Source organism: Nocardia sp. CA-145437 (assembly GCF_050956485.1).
Lineage (GTDB): Bacteria > Actinomycetota > Actinomycetes > Mycobacteriales > Mycobacteriaceae > Nocardia.
Map to the genome: position 1 here is coordinate 4,391,797 of NZ_CP191204.1, position 20,647 is coordinate 4,412,443.

General features: G+C 68.1%; 20 protein-coding genes. 6 read left to right on the plus strand and 14 right to left on the minus strand.

Annotation, left to right across the window (positions count from 1 at the left end; all coding sequences use genetic code 11):
- Positions 1–183 precede the first annotated feature (183 nt).
- Positions 184–2,244 (plus strand): SDR family oxidoreductase, encoded by a 2,061-nt coding sequence (locus ACQPYY_RS20435; RefSeq protein WP_433590589.1) that lies wholly within the window; start codon positions 184–186, stop codon positions 2,242–2,244.
- 246 nt (positions 2,245–2,490) lie between these two features.
- Here the strand turns inward: ACQPYY_RS20435 and ACQPYY_RS20440 are convergent, their stop codons facing one another.
- Positions 2,491–3,078 carry a cutinase family protein gene (locus ACQPYY_RS20440; RefSeq protein WP_433590590.1) on the minus strand — a complete coding sequence of 196 codons (588 nt, stop codon included), beginning with the start codon at positions 3,076–3,078 and terminating at the stop codon, positions 2,491–2,493.
- A gap of 328 nt (positions 3,079–3,406) precedes the next feature.
- Between ACQPYY_RS20440 and ACQPYY_RS20445 the strand changes: the two genes are divergently transcribed.
- Entirely contained in the window at positions 3,407–4,807 is a 1,401-nt protein-coding gene (locus ACQPYY_RS20445) for a WS/DGAT/MGAT family O-acyltransferase (RefSeq protein ID WP_379104156.1), read from the plus strand.
- 22 nt (positions 4,808–4,829) lie between these two features.
- Here ACQPYY_RS20445 and ACQPYY_RS20450 read toward each other — a convergent pair whose 3' ends face one another.
- Positions 4,830–5,750 carry an alpha/beta fold hydrolase gene (locus ACQPYY_RS20450; protein ID WP_433590591.1) on the minus strand — a complete coding sequence of 307 codons (921 nt, stop codon included), beginning with the start codon at positions 5,748–5,750 and terminating at the stop codon, positions 4,830–4,832.
- An 84-nt stretch (positions 5,751–5,834) separates the two neighbouring features.
- A complete protein-coding gene (locus ACQPYY_RS20455) occupies positions 5,835–6,533 on the minus strand; it encodes an expansin EXLX1 family cellulose-binding protein (protein ID WP_433590592.1) in 699 nt (232 codons plus the stop codon).
- A gap of 423 nt (positions 6,534–6,956) precedes the next feature.
- On the opposite strand from ACQPYY_RS20455, the gene ACQPYY_RS20460 reads away from it, so the two are divergent.
- The 3 genes from ACQPYY_RS20460 to ACQPYY_RS20470 all read left to right on the plus strand — a co-directional run bounded on the left by ACQPYY_RS20460 (position 6,957) and on the right by ACQPYY_RS20470 (position 10,078).
- Positions 6,957–7,814: a cyclopropane mycolic acid synthase family methyltransferase gene (locus tag ACQPYY_RS20460; protein ID WP_433590593.1), complete on the plus strand. Its 858-nt coding sequence runs from the start codon at positions 6,957–6,959 to the stop codon at positions 7,812–7,814.
- A 536-nt stretch (positions 7,815–8,350) separates the two neighbouring features.
- Positions 8,351–9,475 carry a hypothetical protein gene (locus ACQPYY_RS20465; protein ID WP_433590594.1) on the plus strand — a complete coding sequence of 375 codons (1,125 nt, stop codon included), beginning with the start codon at positions 8,351–8,353 and terminating at the stop codon, positions 9,473–9,475.
- Positions 9,476–9,496: 21 nt separating this feature from the next.
- Positions 9,497–10,078: an SMI1/KNR4 family protein gene (locus tag ACQPYY_RS20470; RefSeq protein ID WP_433590595.1), complete on the plus strand. Its 582-nt coding sequence runs from the start codon at positions 9,497–9,499 to the stop codon at positions 10,076–10,078.
- A 98-nt stretch (positions 10,079–10,176) separates the two neighbouring features.
- Here the strand turns inward: ACQPYY_RS20470 and ACQPYY_RS20475 are convergent, their stop codons facing one another.
- Positions 10,177–10,758 (minus strand): TIGR03086 family metal-binding protein, encoded by a 582-nt coding sequence (locus ACQPYY_RS20475; RefSeq protein ID WP_433590596.1) that lies wholly within the window; start codon positions 10,756–10,758, stop codon positions 10,177–10,179.
- Positions 10,759–10,890: 132 nt separating this feature from the next.
- Between ACQPYY_RS20475 and ACQPYY_RS20480 the strand changes: the two genes are divergently transcribed.
- Complete coding sequence (locus tag ACQPYY_RS20480; RefSeq protein WP_433590597.1) at positions 10,891–11,499, plus strand: TetR-like C-terminal domain-containing protein; 609 nt, start codon at positions 10,891–10,893, stop codon at positions 11,497–11,499.
- A 26-nt stretch (positions 11,500–11,525) separates the two neighbouring features.
- Here the strand turns inward: ACQPYY_RS20480 and ACQPYY_RS20485 are convergent, their stop codons facing one another.
- The 10 genes from ACQPYY_RS20485 to ACQPYY_RS20530 are packed head-to-tail and all read right to left on the minus strand — an operon-like array spanning position 11,526 to position 20,646.
- The gene (locus ACQPYY_RS20485) at positions 11,526–12,719 is read right to left on the minus strand and encodes a sensor histidine kinase (protein WP_433590598.1); all 1,194 of its coding nucleotides are present in this window, start codon (positions 12,717–12,719) and stop codon (positions 11,526–11,528) included.
- Between the two features lie 52 nt (positions 12,720–12,771).
- Positions 12,772–13,437 (minus strand): TetR/AcrR family transcriptional regulator, encoded by a 666-nt coding sequence (locus tag ACQPYY_RS20490; protein ID WP_433590599.1) that lies wholly within the window; start codon positions 13,435–13,437, stop codon positions 12,772–12,774.
- Positions 13,434–14,156: a TetR/AcrR family transcriptional regulator gene (locus tag ACQPYY_RS20495; RefSeq protein WP_433590600.1), complete on the minus strand. Its 723-nt coding sequence runs from the start codon at positions 14,154–14,156 to the stop codon at positions 13,434–13,436. The genes ACQPYY_RS20490 and ACQPYY_RS20495 overlap by 4 nt, the downstream gene beginning before the upstream one ends.
- Complete coding sequence (locus tag ACQPYY_RS20500; RefSeq protein ID WP_433590601.1) at positions 14,096–14,707, minus strand: hypothetical protein; 612 nt, start codon at positions 14,705–14,707, stop codon at positions 14,096–14,098. The genes ACQPYY_RS20495 and ACQPYY_RS20500 overlap by 61 nt, the downstream gene beginning before the upstream one ends.
- 14 nt (positions 14,708–14,721) lie before the next feature.
- Complete coding sequence (locus ACQPYY_RS20505) at positions 14,722–15,672, minus strand: MlaD family protein (RefSeq protein WP_433590602.1); 951 nt, start codon at positions 15,670–15,672, stop codon at positions 14,722–14,724.
- Positions 15,673–16,683 carry an MlaD family protein gene (locus ACQPYY_RS20510; protein WP_433590603.1) on the minus strand — a complete coding sequence of 337 codons (1,011 nt, stop codon included), beginning with the start codon at positions 16,681–16,683 and terminating at the stop codon, positions 15,673–15,675.
- Positions 16,680–17,603, minus strand: a complete 924-nt coding sequence (locus tag ACQPYY_RS20515) for an MCE family protein (protein ID WP_379104179.1) — start codon at positions 17,601–17,603, stop codon at positions 16,680–16,682. Before ACQPYY_RS20515 ends, ACQPYY_RS20510 begins: the two co-directional genes overlap by 4 nt.
- On the minus strand, positions 17,604–18,614 hold the full coding sequence (locus ACQPYY_RS20520; protein WP_433594691.1) for an MCE family protein: 1,011 nt from the start codon (positions 18,612–18,614) through the stop codon (positions 17,604–17,606). It abuts the gene before it with no gap.
- The gene (locus tag ACQPYY_RS20525) at positions 18,614–19,621 is read right to left on the minus strand and encodes an MCE family protein (protein ID WP_433590604.1); all 1,008 of its coding nucleotides are present in this window, start codon (positions 19,619–19,621) and stop codon (positions 18,614–18,616) included. Before ACQPYY_RS20525 ends, ACQPYY_RS20520 begins: the two co-directional genes overlap by 1 nt.
- Complete coding sequence (locus tag ACQPYY_RS20530) at positions 19,618–20,646, minus strand: MlaD family protein (RefSeq protein WP_433590605.1); 1,029 nt, start codon at positions 20,644–20,646, stop codon at positions 19,618–19,620. The genes ACQPYY_RS20525 and ACQPYY_RS20530 overlap by 4 nt, the downstream gene beginning before the upstream one ends.
- Position 20,647 lies beyond the last annotated feature (1 nt).

The window sequence follows — 20,647 nt, forward strand, 5'->3', positions numbered from 1 at the left end:
AACGGCCATTCAGCTTGAATGGCAATTCGCGGAACCGTAAAGTTACCGACCAGTTAGGCACGATGGTGTTCCTACCTCGGCCCGACATTCTGCTAGGGGGCCGATCACACAACGTCCGCATCCACCGACGCATGTCGGACGAACCCCGTTGGGTATCAACAGGTTCGTAATAAGGAGGGGACGATGACTTCCTACATCGTCACGGGCGGAACCGGATTCCTCGGTCGGCGGCTCATCGCCGGGCTGCTGGAACGCGACCCGGAAGCCGTGGTCCACGCACTGACGCGGGAAGCCTCGGTGGCCAAACTGCGTGAGATGGCGGCGGGCTGGGGCGCCGAAGACCGCGTGTTCCCGCTGGTCGGCGATCTGACCGCGCCCGACCTGGGGCTGATCGACGACGCGCCCCGCGCCGACCACGTGATCCACCTCGGCGCGGTCTACGACATGACCGCCGACCCCGAGGTCACCTACGCCGCCAATGTGCGGGGCACCGCCTCGGTGATCGCGCTGGCCCGCGAACTCGGCGCGGTCCTGCACCATGTGTCCTCGGTCGCGGTCGCGGGCGACCACCGCGGCAAGTTCTTCGAGGACGACTTCGATCTGGGCCAGGGCCTGCATTCGCCCTACCACCGCACCAAGTTCGAAGCCGAGAAGATGGTGCGCGAGGCCGCGGACCTGCGCTGGCGGGTCTACCGCCCGGCCATCGTGGTCGGCGACTCCCGCACCGGCGAGATGGACAAGATCGACGGGCCCTACTACTTCTTCCCCGCCATCGCCGGACTGGGCGCGCTGCCGTCGGAACTGCCGGTGCCGATCCCGGATCTGGGCTCCACCAATATCGTTCCGGTCGACTACGTGGTCGGGGCCATGCTCGAACTCATCGCCAAGCCGGGTCTGATCGGCCGCACGTTCCACTTGACCAACCCGGAACCGCAGCCCTTCACCGAGATCTACAACGCGCTGGCCCGTGCGGCCGGCGCCCCCACCGCGATCGGCACCGTGCCCGGCTCGCACACCGCACTGCACGCCCTGGGCGGACTGCCGGGCGTGCCCACGGTGCGCGATTTCCTGTTGGAGCGCTTCGGCATTCCCGCCGAGGTCGCCCCGCACACCGCCTTCGAGTCGACCTTCGTCTCCGAATCCACCCGGGCCCACCTGCGCGGCACCGGCGTCGAGGTCCCGGCCTTCGAGGACTACGCCGAGACCCTGTGGTCGTACTGGCGCACCCACCTCGACCCCGACCGCGCCCGCCGCCACCACGGGGGCCTCGGCGGCCGGGTCGTGCTGATCACCGGCGCGTCCAGCGGCATCGGTTTGGCCACCGCGCACGCCGTCGCCAAGCGCGGCGCGACCGTGCTGATGGTGGCGCGCACCGAGGAGGACCTCGAGGCCGCGGCCGCCGCGGTGCGGGCCGACAGCGGTGCGGCGCAGGCGTATGTCTGCGACATCACCGACGAGAAGTCGGTGGAGCTGCTGGTGAAGCAGGTGCTCGCCGATCACGGGCACGTCGACTACGTGGTCAACAATGCCGGACGCTCGATCCGCCGTTCGGTGCTCAACTCCACCGACCGCATGCACGACTTCGAGCGGACCATGGCGGTCAACTACTTCGGCGCGGTGCGGCTCATCCTGGCGCTGCTGCCGTCCATGCGGGAGCGCCGCTTCGGGCACTTCGTGAACATCTCCTCGATCGCGGTGCAGACCAAGGTGCCGCGCTTCGCCGCGTACGTGGCGAGCAAGTCGGCGCTGGACAACTTCAGCGAGATCGCCGCGGTCGAGAACGCCGACGCCGGAATCACCTTCACCTCGGTGCGCATGCCGCTGGTGCGGACCGCGATGATCGCGCCGACCGATCTGTACAAGTCGATCCCGGTGCACAGCCCGGATCAGGCCGCCGACATCGTGGTGCGGGCGCTCGAGCACCGGCCCAGCCGCATCGACACCCCCATCGGCACCTTCGCGCAGTTCGTGGACACGGTCATGCCGTCGGTGAAACGCGCCATCCTGCACCAGGGTTACCGGATGTTCGGCGAGTCCAAGGCGGCGCGGTCGCAGCCGAAGACCGGGCACCCGGCGGTGGACGCCGAATCCGCCACGGCGAGTGGTGAGAGCGCGACGGAGAGCACCGCCAAGCCCGATGCCCGCAGTCCGCTGCTGGCGCTGGCCCCGATCGTGCAGCCGCTCATGGGCCTGCCCGCTCCGGCGGCCCGGATCACCAACCGGATTCCGGGGCTCAACTGGTAATCATTCTGCCCGGCAACGGTATTCAGATCCGACAGGCCGGGTGAACAGCACCACACAGAGTTCGGCCCGGTGCGGGACAGCGCACCGGGCCGACTCGTGCGATACCCGCGGCTCGTTGTGGGATGAGGCCCCGAGTGCCGTGACACCCGACGCCCCGCGAAACCGCGGGTACCCGGGCCCTGCTCCGGGGTCTCGCGGGCGGGTCCGCCGAGACCGCCCGGGAGCCGGCCCTTCCCCTCCCCGGGGTCAGATGTGGTCCGCGGCGAAATTGGCCGCGGCCACCAGATCACTGCCGTAGGCGACGTGCGCGTGGGCATTGAGGCCGGAACCGCACACCGGGTCGCCGCCGACGCACCAGTCCCCCGTGCGGGACAGGAACTCGCCGGGAACATTCCAGCCCAGGCCGCGGACGGGGTCACCGAAGAGCAGGACCGCCGCCACCCGGTCGCCGAGGTAGCGCGGCAGCTGGACGCGGCCCGGGTACCAGGACACCACGCCGGTGCCCAGCGCGGCCTGCACGACCGCCGCGCCCTGTGAGTAGCCGACCAGGACGAACTGCTGGCCGGGGCAGGCGACGGCGCGAACGGTCAAGTGCCGCACCAGATCCGCGCTGCCCGCGCCGACATCGAAGCTGTAGTCGGCGGGGTAGTTCACGCGGTAGGCGGACATCGAGATGGGCAGCCGGTCCTGCAAGACGCCGAAGAGGGGGTCGCCGATCTGATCGCCGAGCCAGCCGGGTTCGCCTGTACCCCTGGCCACTACGACGTCCACATCGGCGCAGCCCTGCGCGTGGGACCGCGATTGTGGCACGAACACGGTCGCGATCGTCAGCATGATCGCGACACCCCATGCCGTACGCCATCTTCCAGACAGCAGCACCTTCCGGTCGCCCATCGTCCTCACCTCTCACGTCGTTGTGAGAAGTCCGGTGACTCTTGTCATTGACTAGAGAACGATCACCGGACCATGTGACCCAAGGTAAGAACGCTCCGGAAGGGCGGCAACGAATTCCACTGGAGAGACACCTGATTGGTACCCAACCGTTTCATCATGAAACTTGTTATCTACGTGCAACTTTGGGGCAACAAAACGACCTCGGACCGGATTCGGAGCACACCGCGAACCGCACGCAAAATACAACCGGTTCTCATAGTGTGTTGGTATGGAACGACTTACCGGGCTCGACGCGAGCTTCCTCTATTTCGAAACAGACACCCAACTCCTGCACGTCTGCGCATTGCTGATACTCGACCCCGCCGCCGACGGGGTCACCTATGAGCACGAGGCGTTCAAGGCCGAACTCGGCCGGCGGCTACATCTCATCCCGGCCATGACGCGGCGGCTGCACGCCGTCCCGTTCAACCTCGATCACCCGGTGTGGGTACAGGATTCGAACTTCGACCTCGACTACCACGTGCGGCGGCTGGCGCTGCCCAGCGGAGCCGGGGACCGCGGGCTGGCCGAACTGGCCGCCGACATCGCCGGACGCCCCCTCGACCGCGCCCGCCCGCTGTGGGAGATGTGGGTGGTGGAGGGCCTGCCGCACGGCCGGGTGGCGGTGGTCTCCAAGTACCACCACGCCATCGTGGACGGCATCACCGGCACCAACATGATGATGCACCTGTGCGATATGCAGCCGGGCGTGACCTACACCCCGCCCGCCGAGGACACCACCGTCGAGGCCGAACCCACCGATCTGCAGCTCGCCGGTGAGGCGCTGCTGAACCTGCCGGGGCGCCTCGGCATGGTCGGCATGGTGCCCAAGACGGTCGGCATTCTGGGCGGGCTGGTGCAGCGGCGGCGCGAATCCGGCCGCCGCGGTATGCCGTTGCCGTTCACCGCGCCCCGCACGCCGTTCAATCGGGCAATCACCCAGCATCGGGCCATCTCCTTCGAACAGACCGAGTTGTCGGATATCAAGGAGATAAAGACCGCCTTCGGGGTGAAGGTCAACGACGTGGTGCTGGCCGTCGTCGGCGGCGCACTGCGCAGCTACCTCGAACTGCACGACGAACTGCCCGAAACCTCGCTCATCGCCTCGGTTCCGGTGTCCACCCACGACACCTCACGCCACGAGGAGGGCACCAACAAGGTGTCGACCATCTTCGCCCGGCTCTACACCGAGATCGAGGATCCGGTCGCGCGGGTGCTGGCCATCGCCGAGGACAATCGCGGAGCCAAGGAGGAGCACAACCTGATCGGCGCGGACTTCCTCCAGGATTGGGGAAAGTACGCCCCGCCCAACACCTTCCAGCTCGCCGCGCGGGCGTACTCCTCGCTCAAACTGGCCGATCACCACCCGGTGGTGCACAACCTGGTGATCTCCAATGTGCCCGGGCCAAACTTCCCGATGTACTTCCTCGGGGTGCGGGTGTCGTCGATGTATCCGTTCGGACCGGTGTTCCACGGCGCGGGCCTGACCGCCACCGTGATCTCCAACAACGGCCACCTGGACTTCGGCTTCATCGCCTGCAAGGAACTGGTTCCCGATGTGGACACGATCGCCGACGCCGTCCCCGAGGTGATCACCGCGCTGCTCAAGGCCGCGCGCGAAAAGGGCTGAGCCCGAACCGAGTGGCTACCGTCTAGAGCCGCTCCGCCACCGACTGCACGGCCTCGAGGAACACCGGGACAAAGACGTCCGCCTCGAGTGCGCAGGCCGCGTGGCCCGCCCTGGCGAGGAAGATCTCCGCTCCCGGAATCGCTTTCGCCATCTCCAGCTGACGGAAGACGGGCAGCGCCCGATCCCGCGTGGTGATCACCACCGCCGTCGGCATCTTCAGCGTCGGCAGCCATTCCGACGCATCGAACCGCCCCAGCACCGCGAGCGCCTGCGCGAGCGCCCAGCCGCTGGTGGCCCGCAGTTCCGTCATCGCCCAGCGATCCATCCGGCCCACCGGCCACGAGGACTCCGGCAGCCTGGGCAGTTTGTCGCGGCGCAGCTCCGCGCGGCGGAACGACCACTCCGAGAACAGGGCGGCCGTCGCCGACCAGCCCCGATGGAAGGCGCGCTCACGCCACTTCTCCTGGAAGCGGTAGGTGGTCGCGGCCAGGACCAGCCCGCCCACCCGGTCCGGGTGCCGGTGCGCGGCCAGCTGAGCCACCACGCCGCCCATGGAGTAGCCCGCCAGGATCGGGCGCTCGACGCCCACCGCGTCGGCGACCGCGATCACGTCGTCGGCCAGATCGTCGAGATCGAAACGCTCGGAACGGATTCCGTGACCGTGCCAGCGCTGGTCGAACAGGACCACCCGGTAATGGGCGTTCAGCTCACGCAGCGAGGGGAACCAGTTGAGCATGGCGGTGGTCGCCATGCCGTGCAGCAGCAGGACCGTCGGCGCGTCCGCGGCCGGGCCCGGCAGGTCCACCACGTAGGTGGCGCCACGACCGGGCAGCTCCACCATCTCGCCCTGCGGCACCTCGGTCAGCCGGGAGATGCGCGGCGACAGGCGGCGGCCGCGGCGGGGCGCGGCGGGCGTGGTCGGATCCGAGCTGGGGTTCGTCATCGAGGGCCTCCCGGCACACCGTCGCGGCGGTCGAACTGGAACACGTTTCACTCGATGATGCCATACCGCGGGCGCGGCGGCCGGTTACGGCGTGCAGGGCGCGGGGGCGTCGACCAGCGTGGTCACGACCACCGGGGCCGCGGACGGCAGTGGGGTGCCGGACGGCTCGTCCGAGATGTCGTAGAGGTGAATTCCGGTGCGGTGCAACTGTCCCGGCTCGATCGATACCCCCGGGACGTAGGCGACGTGGCCGTAGATGTCGGTCACCTGGGCGGTGAACGGGCCCCGGCCCATGCCCGACACGGTCCAGTAGTTGTCGTAGCCGCGGCGCATCGGGCGGTAGTCGCCGCCGGAATCCGGGCGCAAGGCCACTTGCGCGAGCGGATTGCCGGTGCCGGAGAACAGGATTCCGATCCAGCTGGTCGAGGAGCTCTGCTGGACGCGGTAGAACAGCTCCGGCGCGGGGTTCGGGTCGCGAACGGTGCTGATCCTGACCGGCGCGACGCCGTCGACGGAGTCGGCGATCGCCTCGAACGCCGAACGGCTCAAGTCGTATTGGTCCGGGCCGCAGCCGGGGCAGCGGTCGACGACCTGGGCGCGGACACTGCCCAGCGGGCCGTCGATGTCGACGTAGGAGCCGCACGGGGCGGAACCGTCGTATCGGCTGGTCGGGACACCGACGTAATAGCCGTCAGGCGGCAGATCCGGCAGCGAGCAGGCGACGCCCGGACCGAAGGCGTAGAACCTGGCCTCGCCCCGCTCCAGGGGCGGTTCCGCGTCCACGGTTCGAATCTGCTGAGGAGTAACCGCAGTCGGTGCGGGTTCGGCGGGCAGCGTGACGACCGTTGGCGTCGGCGCCGCCGTGCTGCAGCTCAGCGACTGCGGTCTGATCCACCACGTGGCCAGTCCCACCACCACCGCTCCCACCAGAATCGTCCACAACCACGGCCTGCCAGGATGGACCTCTTCGTGTCCGGTGCGGTGCATGGCCGGCCCCCAACCCTCCGAATTGTGTTTGCTGACGCGATGCTGCACTCCTCTTCAGGAAAGCAGCCGGGACGGTAACGTCGAGGTCGAATGGCGATTTCGGAGTGAAAAGCGCGGCGTGTTGGCCGGTGTGTCCGTGATGTAGAACCTGGGGCCCGGTCGCTGCGTATGTCCGGATGTCCACATCTCCGACGTCCGTACGCCTCAGGAGAGACCGCCATGGCCCAGCTCGCGCCCTTTTACCGGCAGGTCCAGGCCCACTACGACCTGTCCGACGACTTCTACGCGCTGTTCCTCGACCCCTCCATGACCTACAGCTGTGCCTACTTCGAACGCCCGGGCCTGACGTTGGAGGAGGCGCAACTGGCCAAGATCGATCTGGCGCTCGGCAAGCTGGGGCTCGAACCCGGCATGACCCTGCTCGACGTCGGCTGCGGCTGGGGCTCGACCATGATCCGCGCCGTGCTCACCTACGGCGTGCGCGTCATCGGACTCACCTTGAGCCGCAACCAATTCGAGTACGTCCGCACCGAACTACGCGATCTGGGCATCTCCGAAGCCGAAGTGCGCCTGCAAGGGTGGGAGGAATTCGACGGCACCGCCGACCGCATCGTCAGCATCGGCGCCTTCGAACACTTCCGCAAACAGCGCTACCCCGAGTTCTTCACCCGCTGCCACCACATGCTCCCGCCCGGCGGCCGCATGCTGCTGCACACCATCATCGGCCACACCCTCGCCGACCTGCGCGCCGCCGAGATCCCGGTGACCCGTGAGGACGCCCTCTTCCACATCTTCGTCAAACGCGAGATCTTCCCCGGCGGCCAACTCCCCCAACCCAACACGGTCCTCCACGAGGCCGAAGCGGTCGGCTTCCGCACCACCCGCATCCAGTCCCTGCGCCCCCACTACGCCAGAACCCTCGACCTGTGGGCCGCCGCCCTCGAGGCCCACCACACCGAAGCCGTCCGCCTCACCTCCGAAGAGGTCTATCAGCGCTACCGGAAGTACCTCACCGGCTGCGCCCACTACTTCCGCGCCGGCCACCTCGACGTCATGCAGTTCACGTTGCAGAAATAGGCGTCACGCCGGGTACCCCCGCCGTGTTGCCTCGAGGGCGCACGTGATCGGGTCGAGGCAGTCGGCGACCACGAGGGTTCGCGCGCACCGGGTCGCGATCGCCCGATCCAGGCTCGGGAGGCGCATCCGTCAGAACTGTCGGCGGCCCTCCGGCCGGTCGTAGGGTGCGCACACCACCAGCCCCTCCATCTCGTGCGCCGGAGTCGACCTTCTCGCTGTCCTCAGCCATGCGGTTCCACCTTGTCCCGCAACCAGAGCCGACCCAGCTCCCCCATAGCCAACGGTACAGGTGGCGAAGACCGGTACGCGAAGATCTCCCCTTCCAGGTCCGGGCGGGCCCGTGCCCGATCTTGACCGTTGCATGGTGAACATGTTTGGCTATCAATGCCATTCGTTCACGGGGAGATCAAATGCGCTCGTCTGCACTACCTTTCATTCATCGACTGATAGCCGTACTGGCGACGCTGGCGGGAATTCTTGCCACCCTTGTCATTCCATCGCAGGTAGCCTTCGCCGAACCACTCGATTGCACAGCCGTGGCGGCGCGGATCGAGGCACACAACCAGGCCGCGGCCGCACACAATGCGAACCCGCCGGATTCGAGCAACCAGGCCGCGGTCGCCGCGTACAACGCCGAGGCCGAGCGGGGCAATGCGGAGATTCCGGAGTTGGAGTCCCTCGCCGATCAGTGTCGGCGGCAGGGGGTCGATGTTCCACAGGTCGGTGCGGCGCCGCAGGCCGGAGAGCCGGACGCCTGCCCGGCGGCGCTGGTCGTTCCGATCGGTCAGCCGGGTCCCGTACAGGACATCGCCGCATGCCCGCCGTCGGCCGCGCAGCCGCCACCGCCGCCCGCCAATCGCCGCAAGCTCCGTCCGGCGGTGCCGTCGAACGTGCTGCCGCCGATCAGCCGGGTCCTGCCGGGCGCGCCGAAGGCGCCCTACCAGCCGGCGCAGCTGACCGGAACGCGCCAGGATCCGCCGACCACGACACTGCCCGCCTCCTTCGCCGCCAATCCGGCGCTGAAAACCGTTCCGGGATATCAGCTTCCGGCACCGGGCCAGGCCAACCCGAGCGCGTCGGCCCCGAACATCTCCGAGACCGCCGCGAACTTCCTGCCCTACGCGATGCAGTACCTGGCCCAGGGTGTGCCGCTGCCGGTCGGCAGCTACGGGGTGCCCACGATGAACGGCTACGAAGCGGCAGCCAACAGCACTCCCGTCCTGGACGTGCACGGCGGCGGCGGACTCATCGCCTACGGCCCGATGGACGACGTCTACGGCCCCAGCGGCGTATACATGCGTCTGGTTCCCGGCATGCAGGACAAGGGATCCGACGCCACCCGAGCGCTACTGGGCGACAACGTGCCCCTGGACTACGACGCCGGCCATCTCGCCGGGTCTACCAGCGGTGGTTCCGGTCGCATCCCGCAGAACCTCATCCCCGAGAACTTCCACAACAATCGCGGGGTGAAAGCCCAGTGGGACAAGCTGATCACCAGCGTCGCCGAGGGCACCAATCCCGACGTGGATCAGCAGGTCGTGCACGCGCTGGCCATCCCGGTATGGGGCGCGCCCGGTGAGCCGCCGACGGCGGTGCTGCTGTTCGCGTGGGGCGAGAAGGGCTGGAATCTGCCCCCTATCATCATCGACAACTCCATCTGACCGCACAGGAGAGGACGAGCCATGACCGCCATCGACGACCTGCGGAGCCTGCTGCCGGTACCCCCGAGCGTGTCACGCCCCGCGATCGACTGGGTGGCGGTCGAACAGCGGATCGGGATCCCACTGCCCGAGGACTACCAGCAGCTGGCGGGCACCTACGGGGAGTCGGAATTCTCCTCGATCGTGCGCCTCAGCGTCCCGGATGCCACCTCCCCCTCAGCGGATCTGGAGTGGTGGATCAAGGATGCGCGCGAACGCCTCGAGAACCCCGACCTTCCGATCGAATGCGACGACATCCCGGCAGGATTCACGCTGAACCCAGCATCCCTGACAGCCTGGGGAAGACTCGCCGACGGCGGCTACTGCCTCTGGGATTCGAGCGACGGCGATCCGACCAGCTGGCCCGTCGTGATCGGCAGCAAAACCCACACCCGCTGGGGCTTCTACCGCGGCACCGCCACCGAATTCCTCCACGCCCTGCTCACCGAATCACTGCCCGCCGGTCGCCTCTTCGACGAATTCGCGGACATGGTCGATGAATTCGGCGCGTACTGCGACTTCTACCACGAAGGCCGCAAGATCGACCGCGTCACCGCCGCCTAGTCGCACTGCACGCCGAACGCGGCGCGCAGGAATGCGGCGAGCTGGGTGCGGACCCGGATCCCGGGGTCCAGGGTGCGCGCACCTCGACGTCATGCGGTTCACGCCGCAGAAGTAGACCGGCCGAGGAAGGCCAGCAGCCGCTCGTGAGCGGGTGCGTCGACGGACGACGGTCGTGCCGGGCCGAACATGCCGGGGCGCCGGAAGGCGTCGAAGTCCATGGATTGCATGACGGTGAGCAGGTAGTCGGCTTGCCGCTCGTCGATGAGGTGCCGCTGTCCGGTGACGACGGCGAGATCGATGCCGTGGACCAGGATTTCGGTCAGGTGGATCAGGGCGGCCATGGGGCCGGGCACCGGTCCGAAGCCGAGGCGGACGGTGGTGTCCAGCGCGCCGGGGCGCGACCAGGCGGCGCGGTCGAGGTGCGCGGCGGTGGCGTAGGCGGTGCGGTGGTGAGTGCCGAGCCAGTCGGCATGGTGGTCGCCCTCGGGGTCGGTGTGGGTGAGTTCGGCGGCGAAGACGCGCACGCCGCCGACCAGATGGTTGAGCTCGAATCGGACATCCCAGCCGGGGCAGAGCGAGGGCAGGCCGAGCTGCGGGTCGCCGATGCCGGCGACGATGGCGCCGGTGGTGTCGAGGGCGTCATGAATGCGGTCGACGAGGGTGGGGGCCACGGTGTTCATGGTGGTGTCTTTCGATGCGATCGGAGGAGGTGAATCCATCGAGCCGGAACGGTTCCGTCTCGTCTACTTCGAGCACGCTACGGCCGTTCCAGTCGATACGCAACCGTTCCGTCTCGTGTTAGCGTGGATCACATGCCCAATCCCCCGCGCCGCACCTCCGGCGGCCCGGTCTTGCAGGATGACCTGACCGAGGCCCTCACCACCGCCTTCTTCGAGGAGCTCGCGGCAGTCGGCTACGGACGCCTCTCCATCGAGGCCGTGGCCCGCCGCGCGGGCGCGGGCAAGGCGGCCGTCTACCGCCGCTGGCCCTCCAAACACGCCATGGCCACCGACCTCATCACCAAGGTCGCCGCAGACGCCGCCGACACCCCCGACACCGGCTCCCTCCGCGGCGACCTCCACGCCTTCCTCACCGCGGCCGCCGCCGGCCTCCGCCACCCCCTCGCCTCGAAGATCATCCCCGACCTCCTGGCCGAAGCCGCCCGCGAACCAGCCCTGGCCGCCACCCTCACCACCGGCATCGCCACCACCCGCCGCGACCGCGCCACCACCCTCCTCCACCGCGCCATCACCCGAGGCGAACTCCCCGACGACCTCGACATCCCCCTCGCCCTGGACTTCCTCGCGGGCCCCCTCTACTGGCGACTGACCATCACCGGCATCCCCCCCGAACCCACCTACCTCGACAACCTCACCACCATGCTCCTGACCGCCTTCCGCGCCAACCCCTTTCCGACCTAGCGGCCCAGGCGGATCGGGGCGTTGGACTATCGAAGTGGGAGTTCGGCGCGGACTCGCCAGCCGTCGGCGCAGGGCCCAGTGTCGAGGTGCCCTTCGCCGAGCGCCTCGACGCGTTGACGCATCCCGCGCAGGCCATTGCCGGAGGCGTCGGGCGTGGAGGTGAAGGTGCCGGTGTTGTGGATCGACAGGGTCGCTCGGGATTCGGAGATGCGCAGGGACGCGGTGACCGTGGAATCGGGTGCGTGTTTGGCGACGTTGGTGAGGGATTCCTGGGTCAGGCGGAACAGGGTGAGGGCGACGGCTTCCGAGACGGAGTCGAGTGGGCCGGAGGTCTCGAATTTCACCCGTAGGCCCGCCGCTACGAAATCGCTGATCATGTCGTCGATGTCGGCCGGGCACGGTTTCGGTGTCGGAGTGGGAGCATCGGAGCCGAGGAGACCGATGGTCCGTCGAATGTCCGCCATCGCTTGGCGGCCGATCCGTTCGGCGTCGTCGAGGGCCGCCATGGCTTCATCGATATCCCGGTCCTGGGCCAGCGTGTGACGGGCACCGGTCAGGTGGAGCAGGGTGACGCTGAGGGAATGGCCCGCGATGTCGTGAACCTCGCGAGTGATGCGGCGGCGCTCCTCGAGCACGGCCCGATCCGCGAGCAGCCGCTGCGCCTCACGTTCGCTGCGCAGCAATCGTTTCTGGGTTTGCAGCAGCCGCATGTGGGTTTGCAGCATGTGCCCCAGCACCCACCCGCCACCGAGCAACACGAGGTAGATCGGCGCAGCATCCAGCCTGCCCAGCGCCGCGGGGATGCCCAATGCCAGCGCTGACGCCGCGAGCGTGAGCAGACTCTTCCGCAGTGAGGCGGCCATCGCCATCATGGTGGTGAGAATCGCCAGGCAGCCGGGCGCCGCGTCGGGAAAGACAGGGCGCAGCAACAACAATGGCTCGACGGCGGCGATCACCAGGACCACGCCGATCAACCGCGCGTTCGGCGTGACCACGGCGATCAGGACCATCGGTGTCACCGTGAACAGGGCGGCCAGCAGCGGCCATTGCGGCGGGATCACCGCACCCCGCTGCACGGCCGCGGCCATCGCCGCGCCGGAGATGATCAGGTCGGCGAGGGGGACGTACCAGGCGGGGTAGTCGTAGCCGGCCGCTTCGACGTGTGCCGTCTGTCGATCGGTGATCGCGCCGGCTGCGCGAATGATCCCACCCCACACCATCATCCGAGGATAGGTGCGCCTCGGGGGCTGCGCATCCGCGTTCGGGCGGAGTTCATTCACCTACCGTGGTAGGAGATCCCGGGCCGCCGAAGGCGGTGCGGAGGAAGGCGACGAGTTGGGTGCGGACTCGGGTTCGGGTGAGGCCGTCGGTGCCGGCGCGAAGGGCCGAGAGGAGGGCGGAGACCAGGAGGGAGAGGAGGACTTCGCCTGCTATGGCGGGGTCGAGGGTGGGGTCGAGGTAGCCGTGGGCGATGCCCTCGCGGATCCGAGCCACTGATTCGGCGGCGTAGGCGCGGGCATTGTGGAGGCAGCGGTCGAGGACGGCGTCGTCGATCGAGGAGGCTTCCAGGAGAAAGAAGTTCACCAGACCGGGTTCGGTCGCGACCAGGTCGTAGCAGCGGTCGATGACCCGGGCGTAGCGGTCACAGAAGGCGTCCAGGGTGGTGGGGGTGCTGTCGCCTTCGGGGCCCAGGAGGAGGTCGCGGATGTGGAGGAAACTGTGGTCGATGACGGCGTCGAGAATGGCGCGTTTGTTCGGGAAGTAGTTGTAGAAGGTGCCGTGGCTGACGCCCGTCGCGGCGGCGATGTCGTCGACGGAGATGGCACGGAAGCCTCGGGTGACGACCAGTTCGTAAGCGGCGGAGACCAATTCGGCGCGACGGCGGTCGGCTCGGGACAGGCCGGGTCGGTCGCGGTGCGGGTCGGGGGCGGCGGTCATGGGGGCGGGCTCGGGGGAGCCGGAGGACCCAGGGGGCGCAGGGTTCGGTCGAGGTAGGCGAGGACCGCGGTCATGCTGCGGTCGCGGATGGCCGGATTGCCCGCCCCCAGCAGTTCCCGCATGAGCCACGGGCCGACCAGGGTGGGGATGGTGTGGCCCAGCACTTCCGGATCGATGTCGGGACGGATCCATCCTGCCTCCAGGCCGCGGGTGAGTTCGGCGGCGATCAGGGAGGCGGTGAGGGCCTCCAGGCCGAGCAGGCGGTGCGCCAGTTCGGGATCGATGGCCCCGGCCTCGACCACCAGCAGCCGCAGCACGCGCGGCTCGCGTTCGAGCAGGTCGTAGAGGCGGGCCACGGCGGCGCGGACCGCGGCCACCAGGTCGTCCACGGTGTCGGCCGCGCCGAACACGGTGTGCAATCGCATGGCGTCGGTCACCTTCTCGATGCCGAGATCGATGACGTGGTCCAGGATTTCACGTTTGCTGCCGAAGTAGCGGTAGACGGTGCCCTGGCCGATGCCGGCGCGGGCGGCCACCTCGGAGATGGCGGTGGCCTCGTAGCCGTGCGCGGTGAACACCTCGTAGGCGGCTTCGATGATCTCCCGGCGGCGGCGCGCGGGGAGTTCGCGCTGCGGCGGGCGGCCGATGCGTGCCGAGGCTATTTCGCGGCCCCGCCCTTCACACCGGCGTCCTTGGGGCCGTAATCGGTCACCAGCCACTCGCCGTCGCGCCCGGCCACCGTTACCACGAGCAGGTTCGGCACCGTCGCCGGCTCGGGCTGCTGCACGTTCTGGGTGCGCTGGGTGGCGTACACGGTGACCGTGTACTGGTCGTTGCCCTTGGCCTCCACCGAGGTGCCCACCACGTCGCCGGAGGCCACCACCTGGGCATCGGTCATGATCTTGGCGAGGGTGTCGTGGAACTGGGTGTACTTGTCGCGCAATGGATCCGATGCCCCGCGCTGCACGCCGTCGAAGAAGGCGGGCAGGTTGCGGTAGTCGTAGGTGAGCGAGCGCAGCGTGTAGTCCTTGGCCACTTGCGCGGCGCGATCACGATCGGCATCGCGGGACTTCAGCGCGTCGTAGTCGCCCGAGGCGGAGTGCCACAGCACCCCCAGCACCACGGCCGCGATCGCGAACAGCGCCGCGGCCGCCGCCACCAACGGATTGAGTCGTTCACCGATCCCCTTCTGGGACACCGCCTTCGGAGATTCCTCGACGGTCTCCCGCGTGTCGGGCTTGTCGGTCTCGGTCTGCTCGGTCTCGGTCACGATCTGCCTTCTCTCTAGCGAGGAATCTCGATGCCCACGTGCGCCGCGCCGTCGCCGGGGAACACCGTGGACAGCAGGTCCACGATCGATCCAGCGTCCACGCGCAGCGGTTTGATCACGCTGGTGGCGGGTTTCAGGACGGTGGCGATCTGCCCGAGGTCGGGTCCGATCAGCCGCAGGTATTCGTCGATCTTGGTGACCAGCGGCCCGATCGGATCGTCGAAGATGTGCTCGCCGATATAGGAGTAGTTCTGGAACGCGGCGATGATGTGCAGCAGCTCGGGCAGCGCGGTGGTGAGATCCCCGGCGGCCGCGCTCAGCGTGGGTGCGCGCCCATCGAACTTGTCGCCGAGGGTCTGCACGTTCGAGTACAGCCGCCCGATGGCTTCGCGCTTGTCCCGCAACAGATTCGCGGTGCCGACCAGCGCCTTGGTGAGGTTGGCGACCTCGGCGTCGCGGCCCTCGAACCCGGCGGCCACCGTGGTCGCCAGATTCCGCAACTTGGCCGGATCCAATTGCGCGGTCAGGGCATCCAGTTCGGCGAGCGCGTCCCCGACGGTGGTCGCGACCCGCACCTGCCGATTGGGCACCACGCTGCCGTCGCGCAGGAACGGCCCGGCGGTCCCGGTCGGCCGGAAGTCGAGGAACTGCTCCCCCGCCGCCGACAGGTTGGCGATCTGCACGACGCTGTCCACCGGAATTCGGTACTTGGCGTCGTATTCGAGGGTGACCGCCAGCCCGTGCGAGGTCGCACCGATATCGCGCACCTTGCCGATGGGCAGGCCGCGCAGCGTCACCTGGGAGGTCTTCATCAGCCCGCCCGACCCGTCGAGCAGCACGGTGACGGTGTTGTTCTGGCGGCGCGGATCCAGCTTCAACACCCCGACGGCCATGTAGCTGCCGCACACGAAGGTCAGCACCAGCAGCATGACCATCGACACCGGCCCGGACAGTGAGAGCTTCATTCAGGGCACCATTCCGATCCCGCGCAGCGTGCCGATCAGCTGATCGGCCTGCGCGTCGGCGGCGGACACGTTGCGCACCTTCACATCCGGCGCGTTCAGGAAGGGAGTGATCTTCTCCTTCAGCAGCGTGTGGAACGTGTCGAGGTTGGCCGCCAGGGTCAGGTCCGCGTACCCCGCCGTCACCGCGGCCGGCGCGAGCACCGACACGATCGACCGGATGTCCCCCAGATGCGGCAGCACCAGGTCGCCGACGTTCTTGGCGAGCGGACCGCCGCTGATGATCAGGTTCACCACCGCCAGCAGCACATCCGACAATCCGGCGGCCCGATCCGGTCCGAGGGTGAGGATCCGATCCACCGCCCCGCGACCGGATTCCAGCTTCCCGGTGATCTGCTGCGCCGAGGTGAGAATGCGATTCAGCTCGTCGGTGTGGGTGGCCATATCGTGCAACGCCGCCCGGCCCGCCCGGTTGACCCGGTCCAACTCGGCCGGGTCCGACGGGAACGCGGCATTCACGTCGGTCACCAGTTTCTGGATGTCGGACCACCGCCCGCCGGTGATGATGTTCGACAGCGCCCGCAGAATATCCTCGACATTGGTGGCGGGAATGGTCTGCGACACCGGAATCACATCGCCATTGCCGAGCAGTGTGCTGCTGGCGTTCTTGGGCGCTTCCAGCGCGATATGGATGTCGCCGAGAATGGTGGACTGCCGCAACTCCGCCGTCGTGGACTTCGACAGTTTGGCGTCGGTGTGCAGCTTCACCGTCGCCACCGCCGTGGTCCCGATCAGCTCGATGTGGTCGAGCATGCCGACCTCGACACCGTCGGAGATCACCTTGGCGCGGTCGGGCAGATTCAGCACCGACCCGAATTCGATACGCACCGTGTAGGTGTCGCCGGAGGGGTAGGTGCCGGGAATCGGGATATCGGTGGCCTTCACCCCGCATCCGGTCAGGACCAGCGCGGCCGCGGTGACCACCGGCAACAGCCGGACGACCGCGCGCCTCATTTCGCACCCGCCTGCGGTAGCTGCGCGGCCAACGGCGGCAGCGCGGTGAGCAGCGAGGTGATGTCGCCCTGATGCTGCTGCACGAAGGTATGCGCCTGCGGCAGCACCACATCCAGCAGGCTGTAGATCTGCTGATCGTATTTCCCGGCATTGCGTGCGATCACCGGCAGGAATTCGACCGCGATATCGACCGCCCCGGAGAATTCGGCCGAGAACTGCCCGATCAGCTGCAAACCGTTGCGCAGATTGTTCAGCACCTGCGCCATATCCGGCCAGTTGGTCACGAACATGGTGGTGAGCTGATCCAGATTGTCGACCAGCCGCCGGAACGCGGCATCCTTCTGCGCGGGATCACCGACGACCGCGGACAGCCGCTGCAGCAATTGATTCCACTGCTGCCCGGTCCCGTCGATCGCCTTGTCGGCCGCGGTCAGGGTGTCATCCAGCAGCGAATCCGGCTTCCCGGCGCCACCCCCGGTCAGATCACCGGCCAGTCTGCCCATGGCGTCGAGCGCCTCACTGATCCCGATGGGCGTCTTGGTCCGTTCCAGCGGAATGCATGTCGCGGTATCGAATCGCGGGCCGCCGGTGTACGGCTTGGTCAGCTCCACATGCCGGTCGGTCACGATGGAACTCGACATGGTGACGGCCGCGATATCGGCGGGCAGTTTCACCGAGTCCTTGACGCTCATGGTGACCCGCATGCGGTCGCCCAGCGCCTCGATCTTCGACACCGTGCCGACCTCCACCCCGAGCATGGTCACGCTGTTGCCCTCGTACAGTCCGACCGTGTCGGTGAACTCGGCGCACACGTTCTGCTTCGGATCACGGACGGTCGTCGCCCACGACACGCCCACCGCGCCGGCCGCCACCACCGCGACGGCGACCCCGGCGGCGAGTGCTGTTCTGCCCCAGTTCATTCAGCACGCCTTGCCTTCGAAGGGAATGCACAGCCGGACGCCGGCGGCCGGGTCCTCGACCTGCACCTGAGTGCCCAGCAGCCCGCTGAGCCGGTTGATCACCTCACGCATCCCGGTGATCACGGTGTCGAGCCGGTTCGGGTCCTCCATGAGCTTGGAGAACAGCTGCTCGAACTGGGTGACCGACGGTTCGATGCTGTCGTAGGCCATGAGCGGCCGGTGCAGCACGATCAGGAACCGCTTGAGCAGCGCGAACATGCTCACGATGTCGTTCTTGCGGTTGCCCAGTTGGTCGGCGACCGTACCCAGCTGTTTCACGAAATCCGCCAGCAGCGCCTTGTCGTCGGCGATGGCGGCGATGTACTCGTCGGACACGGTGAGCGCGCTGTTGAGCTGATCGGTACGCTCGGCCAGCAGCCCGGTGAGCTCGTTGGCATTGCCGATCACCCCGCGCACAGCGTCGGGCTGCTGCGCCAGTGCCGCATTCAGCTGCCCGATGGTGTCGCGCATGGTGGTGGCGTCGACCTTGCCGAACACCGGAGTGCCCTTGTCGAGAATGTCGCTCAGCTCGAACGGGGTGGTGGTGCGCTCGGGCGGGATGTGCTTCGACGCCAGGTCCTTGTCCCCGACGGGGGCCAGCGCCAGGTAGTGGCCGCCGATCGGGGTCAGCATCTTGACCTCCACCGCCGACCGGTCCCCCACCCGCACATCGCGATTCACGGTGAAGGCGACCTCCACGTGGTCCCCGACCAGGTCCACGGCACGGATCTTGCCGACATTGATCCCCGCCACCCGCACCTCGTCACCCGGCCGAGCCCCGCCCGAGATCCGGAAATCGGCCACGTAGGTGCGCTGCCCGAACGGGATCACGTACACCGCGCCCGCCACTGCCAGCGCGATCACGCACACCACGACACCGGCGATGCCCCAGCGCAATTGCGTGTTCTGGTCCCCGCGACCGGTGAGCACGTCCCGGATCAGCCCGCCCATCCGGGCGATCAACGCTCTCATCAGTTGCACACCACCAGGTTCTGGTTGGACAGGATGACTCCGGCCACCGCGGGCAGCGCGGCCTCACCGTGGGAGCAGGTGATGCGCGGCTTGAACCCCTGCCCGGGGACCGTCTGATTCAGCCCGGTCACCAATTGCGGTGCGAGAGCCAGGATCTGGGTCAGCTCGTCGGTCTGCGGCACCAGCCGCCGGAGCAGTCCGTCGACCGGACCGTAGGCGGTGTCGTAGGCGTCGCGGGTCTCCTCCAGCAGCGGCACCACCGGAGCCAGCAGGGTTTGCGCGGTGTCGACCGCGCTCAGCATGGCCTGGGTCTTGGCGGTGAACTGGTGCAGGATGCCCGAGAGCTGCTGCACCAGGTCGCCGACCGCCTTCGACTTGCCGCCGATGGCGTCGGCGACCACGCCCAGATTGCGGATGAGCAGCACGATCACGGCCTCGCTGTTGCGGGCGTGCTTGGTGAGCGTGTCCACGTCCGCCAGCACCGGACCGATCCCGGAGCCGTCACCCTGGATGACGCGCAGCAGGTTGGTGCCGAGCTGGTTGAGCTGAGCGGGATCGAGCGTGTCGAACATCGGCTTGAAACCGTTGAACAGCTTGGACACGTCGAAGCTCGCGATGGTGCGCTCGACCGGGATCGTCGTCCCGGCGGCTATTTTCGTGCGCCCCGGCCCGTCGGTGAGCAGTTCGACGTACCGCTGACCGATGAGGTTCTGGTATCGCACCGCGGCCTTGGTGTTGTCGTACACCGGCCGCTCCCGATCCACGGTGAAGTGCACCCGCGCCCGGCTGCCGTCCAGCGACACCGTCTCCACCTTCCCGACCGCGACACCGGACATGCGCACCGAGTCCCCCGCGAACAGTCCCGACACATCGGTGAACACCGCGTCGTAGGTGACCTTGTCGCCGGGGATCGGCGTCCGCAGCGCGGTCACGATGAAGGTGGTGCACCCGGCCACGACCAGCAGGAACGCGACCAGTTTGAGGGCCGACCTGGTGACCTCGCTCATTTGGCCTCTCCCCCCAGCGAATCCGCCAGGTACGGCATGGTCTGGGCGATCAGTTCCACCTGCAGCTGCACCCGGCCGTCGACCACCGGGAACGCCCCGTCCATGGCCCGCAGCAGATTCGGGACCCGATTGTGGGCCGCGGCCACCGAGCCCACGGACACGCTGATCGGCACCGCCACGTCGAGGATGCCGTCGAGGACCTTCTCCAGCTCCGGGTTGTTCTGCTGCAGCAGATTCGAGATGCCCACCAGCACCGCGTCGTCGACGCCGTGGGTGGCGCGGTTGGTGCGCGCCCGGTTCTCCGGATCCCCGAAGTAGGCGCTCTGCTCGAGCACCGCCAGGATGGCGTGCCCGGCCGCGGGCGTCACGTCCCCGAACGCGCCGGTCATGTCGCCGCCGATGCGCAGGTAATGCGCGAGACTGTTCTGCTGTCCGTCGGCCAGGGTGCGCGCGGTCTCGAAGAACGACCGCAGCACGGGGCCCATGCTGGCCGCATTGTCGAGCATCAGATCGAACAACCGGTGCACGGCCGCCGAATCCAGTACCTGGGTCAGGCGCGCCGCCCGCCGGAACACTCCGGCCACGGTGGCATTGGTGGCGCCTGCCCCGATCTGGAGCACGGCATGTTCACGAAGCTTCCTGCCGTCGGTGCCGGGCACCAATTCGATGGCACTGGAACCGAACACGTTCGACGAGGTGAACCGCGCGGTGACGTCGTCGGTGAGCGCGTCGGCCTGCCGCCGGTCGATCCGCAATCCGATGCGCTGATGCCCATAGCCCACGGTCTCGACGGTCGACACCGTCCCGATCGCGTACCCGCGGAACTTCACCTCCGCCCCCGGCGCCAGCCCCTCGCCGAGGGTCGCCGCGTCGACGGTGACCTCGAACCTATCCGCGAAAGAGCCTCGGGCATAAGCACTCACGACAATCGTCACAGTGACGAGGACGACGGCGACCACCAGGCCGCGCAATCGCAGCAGCCACGGTCCGGCGCTACGGCCGGAATGATCCTTGAAGACGGCCATG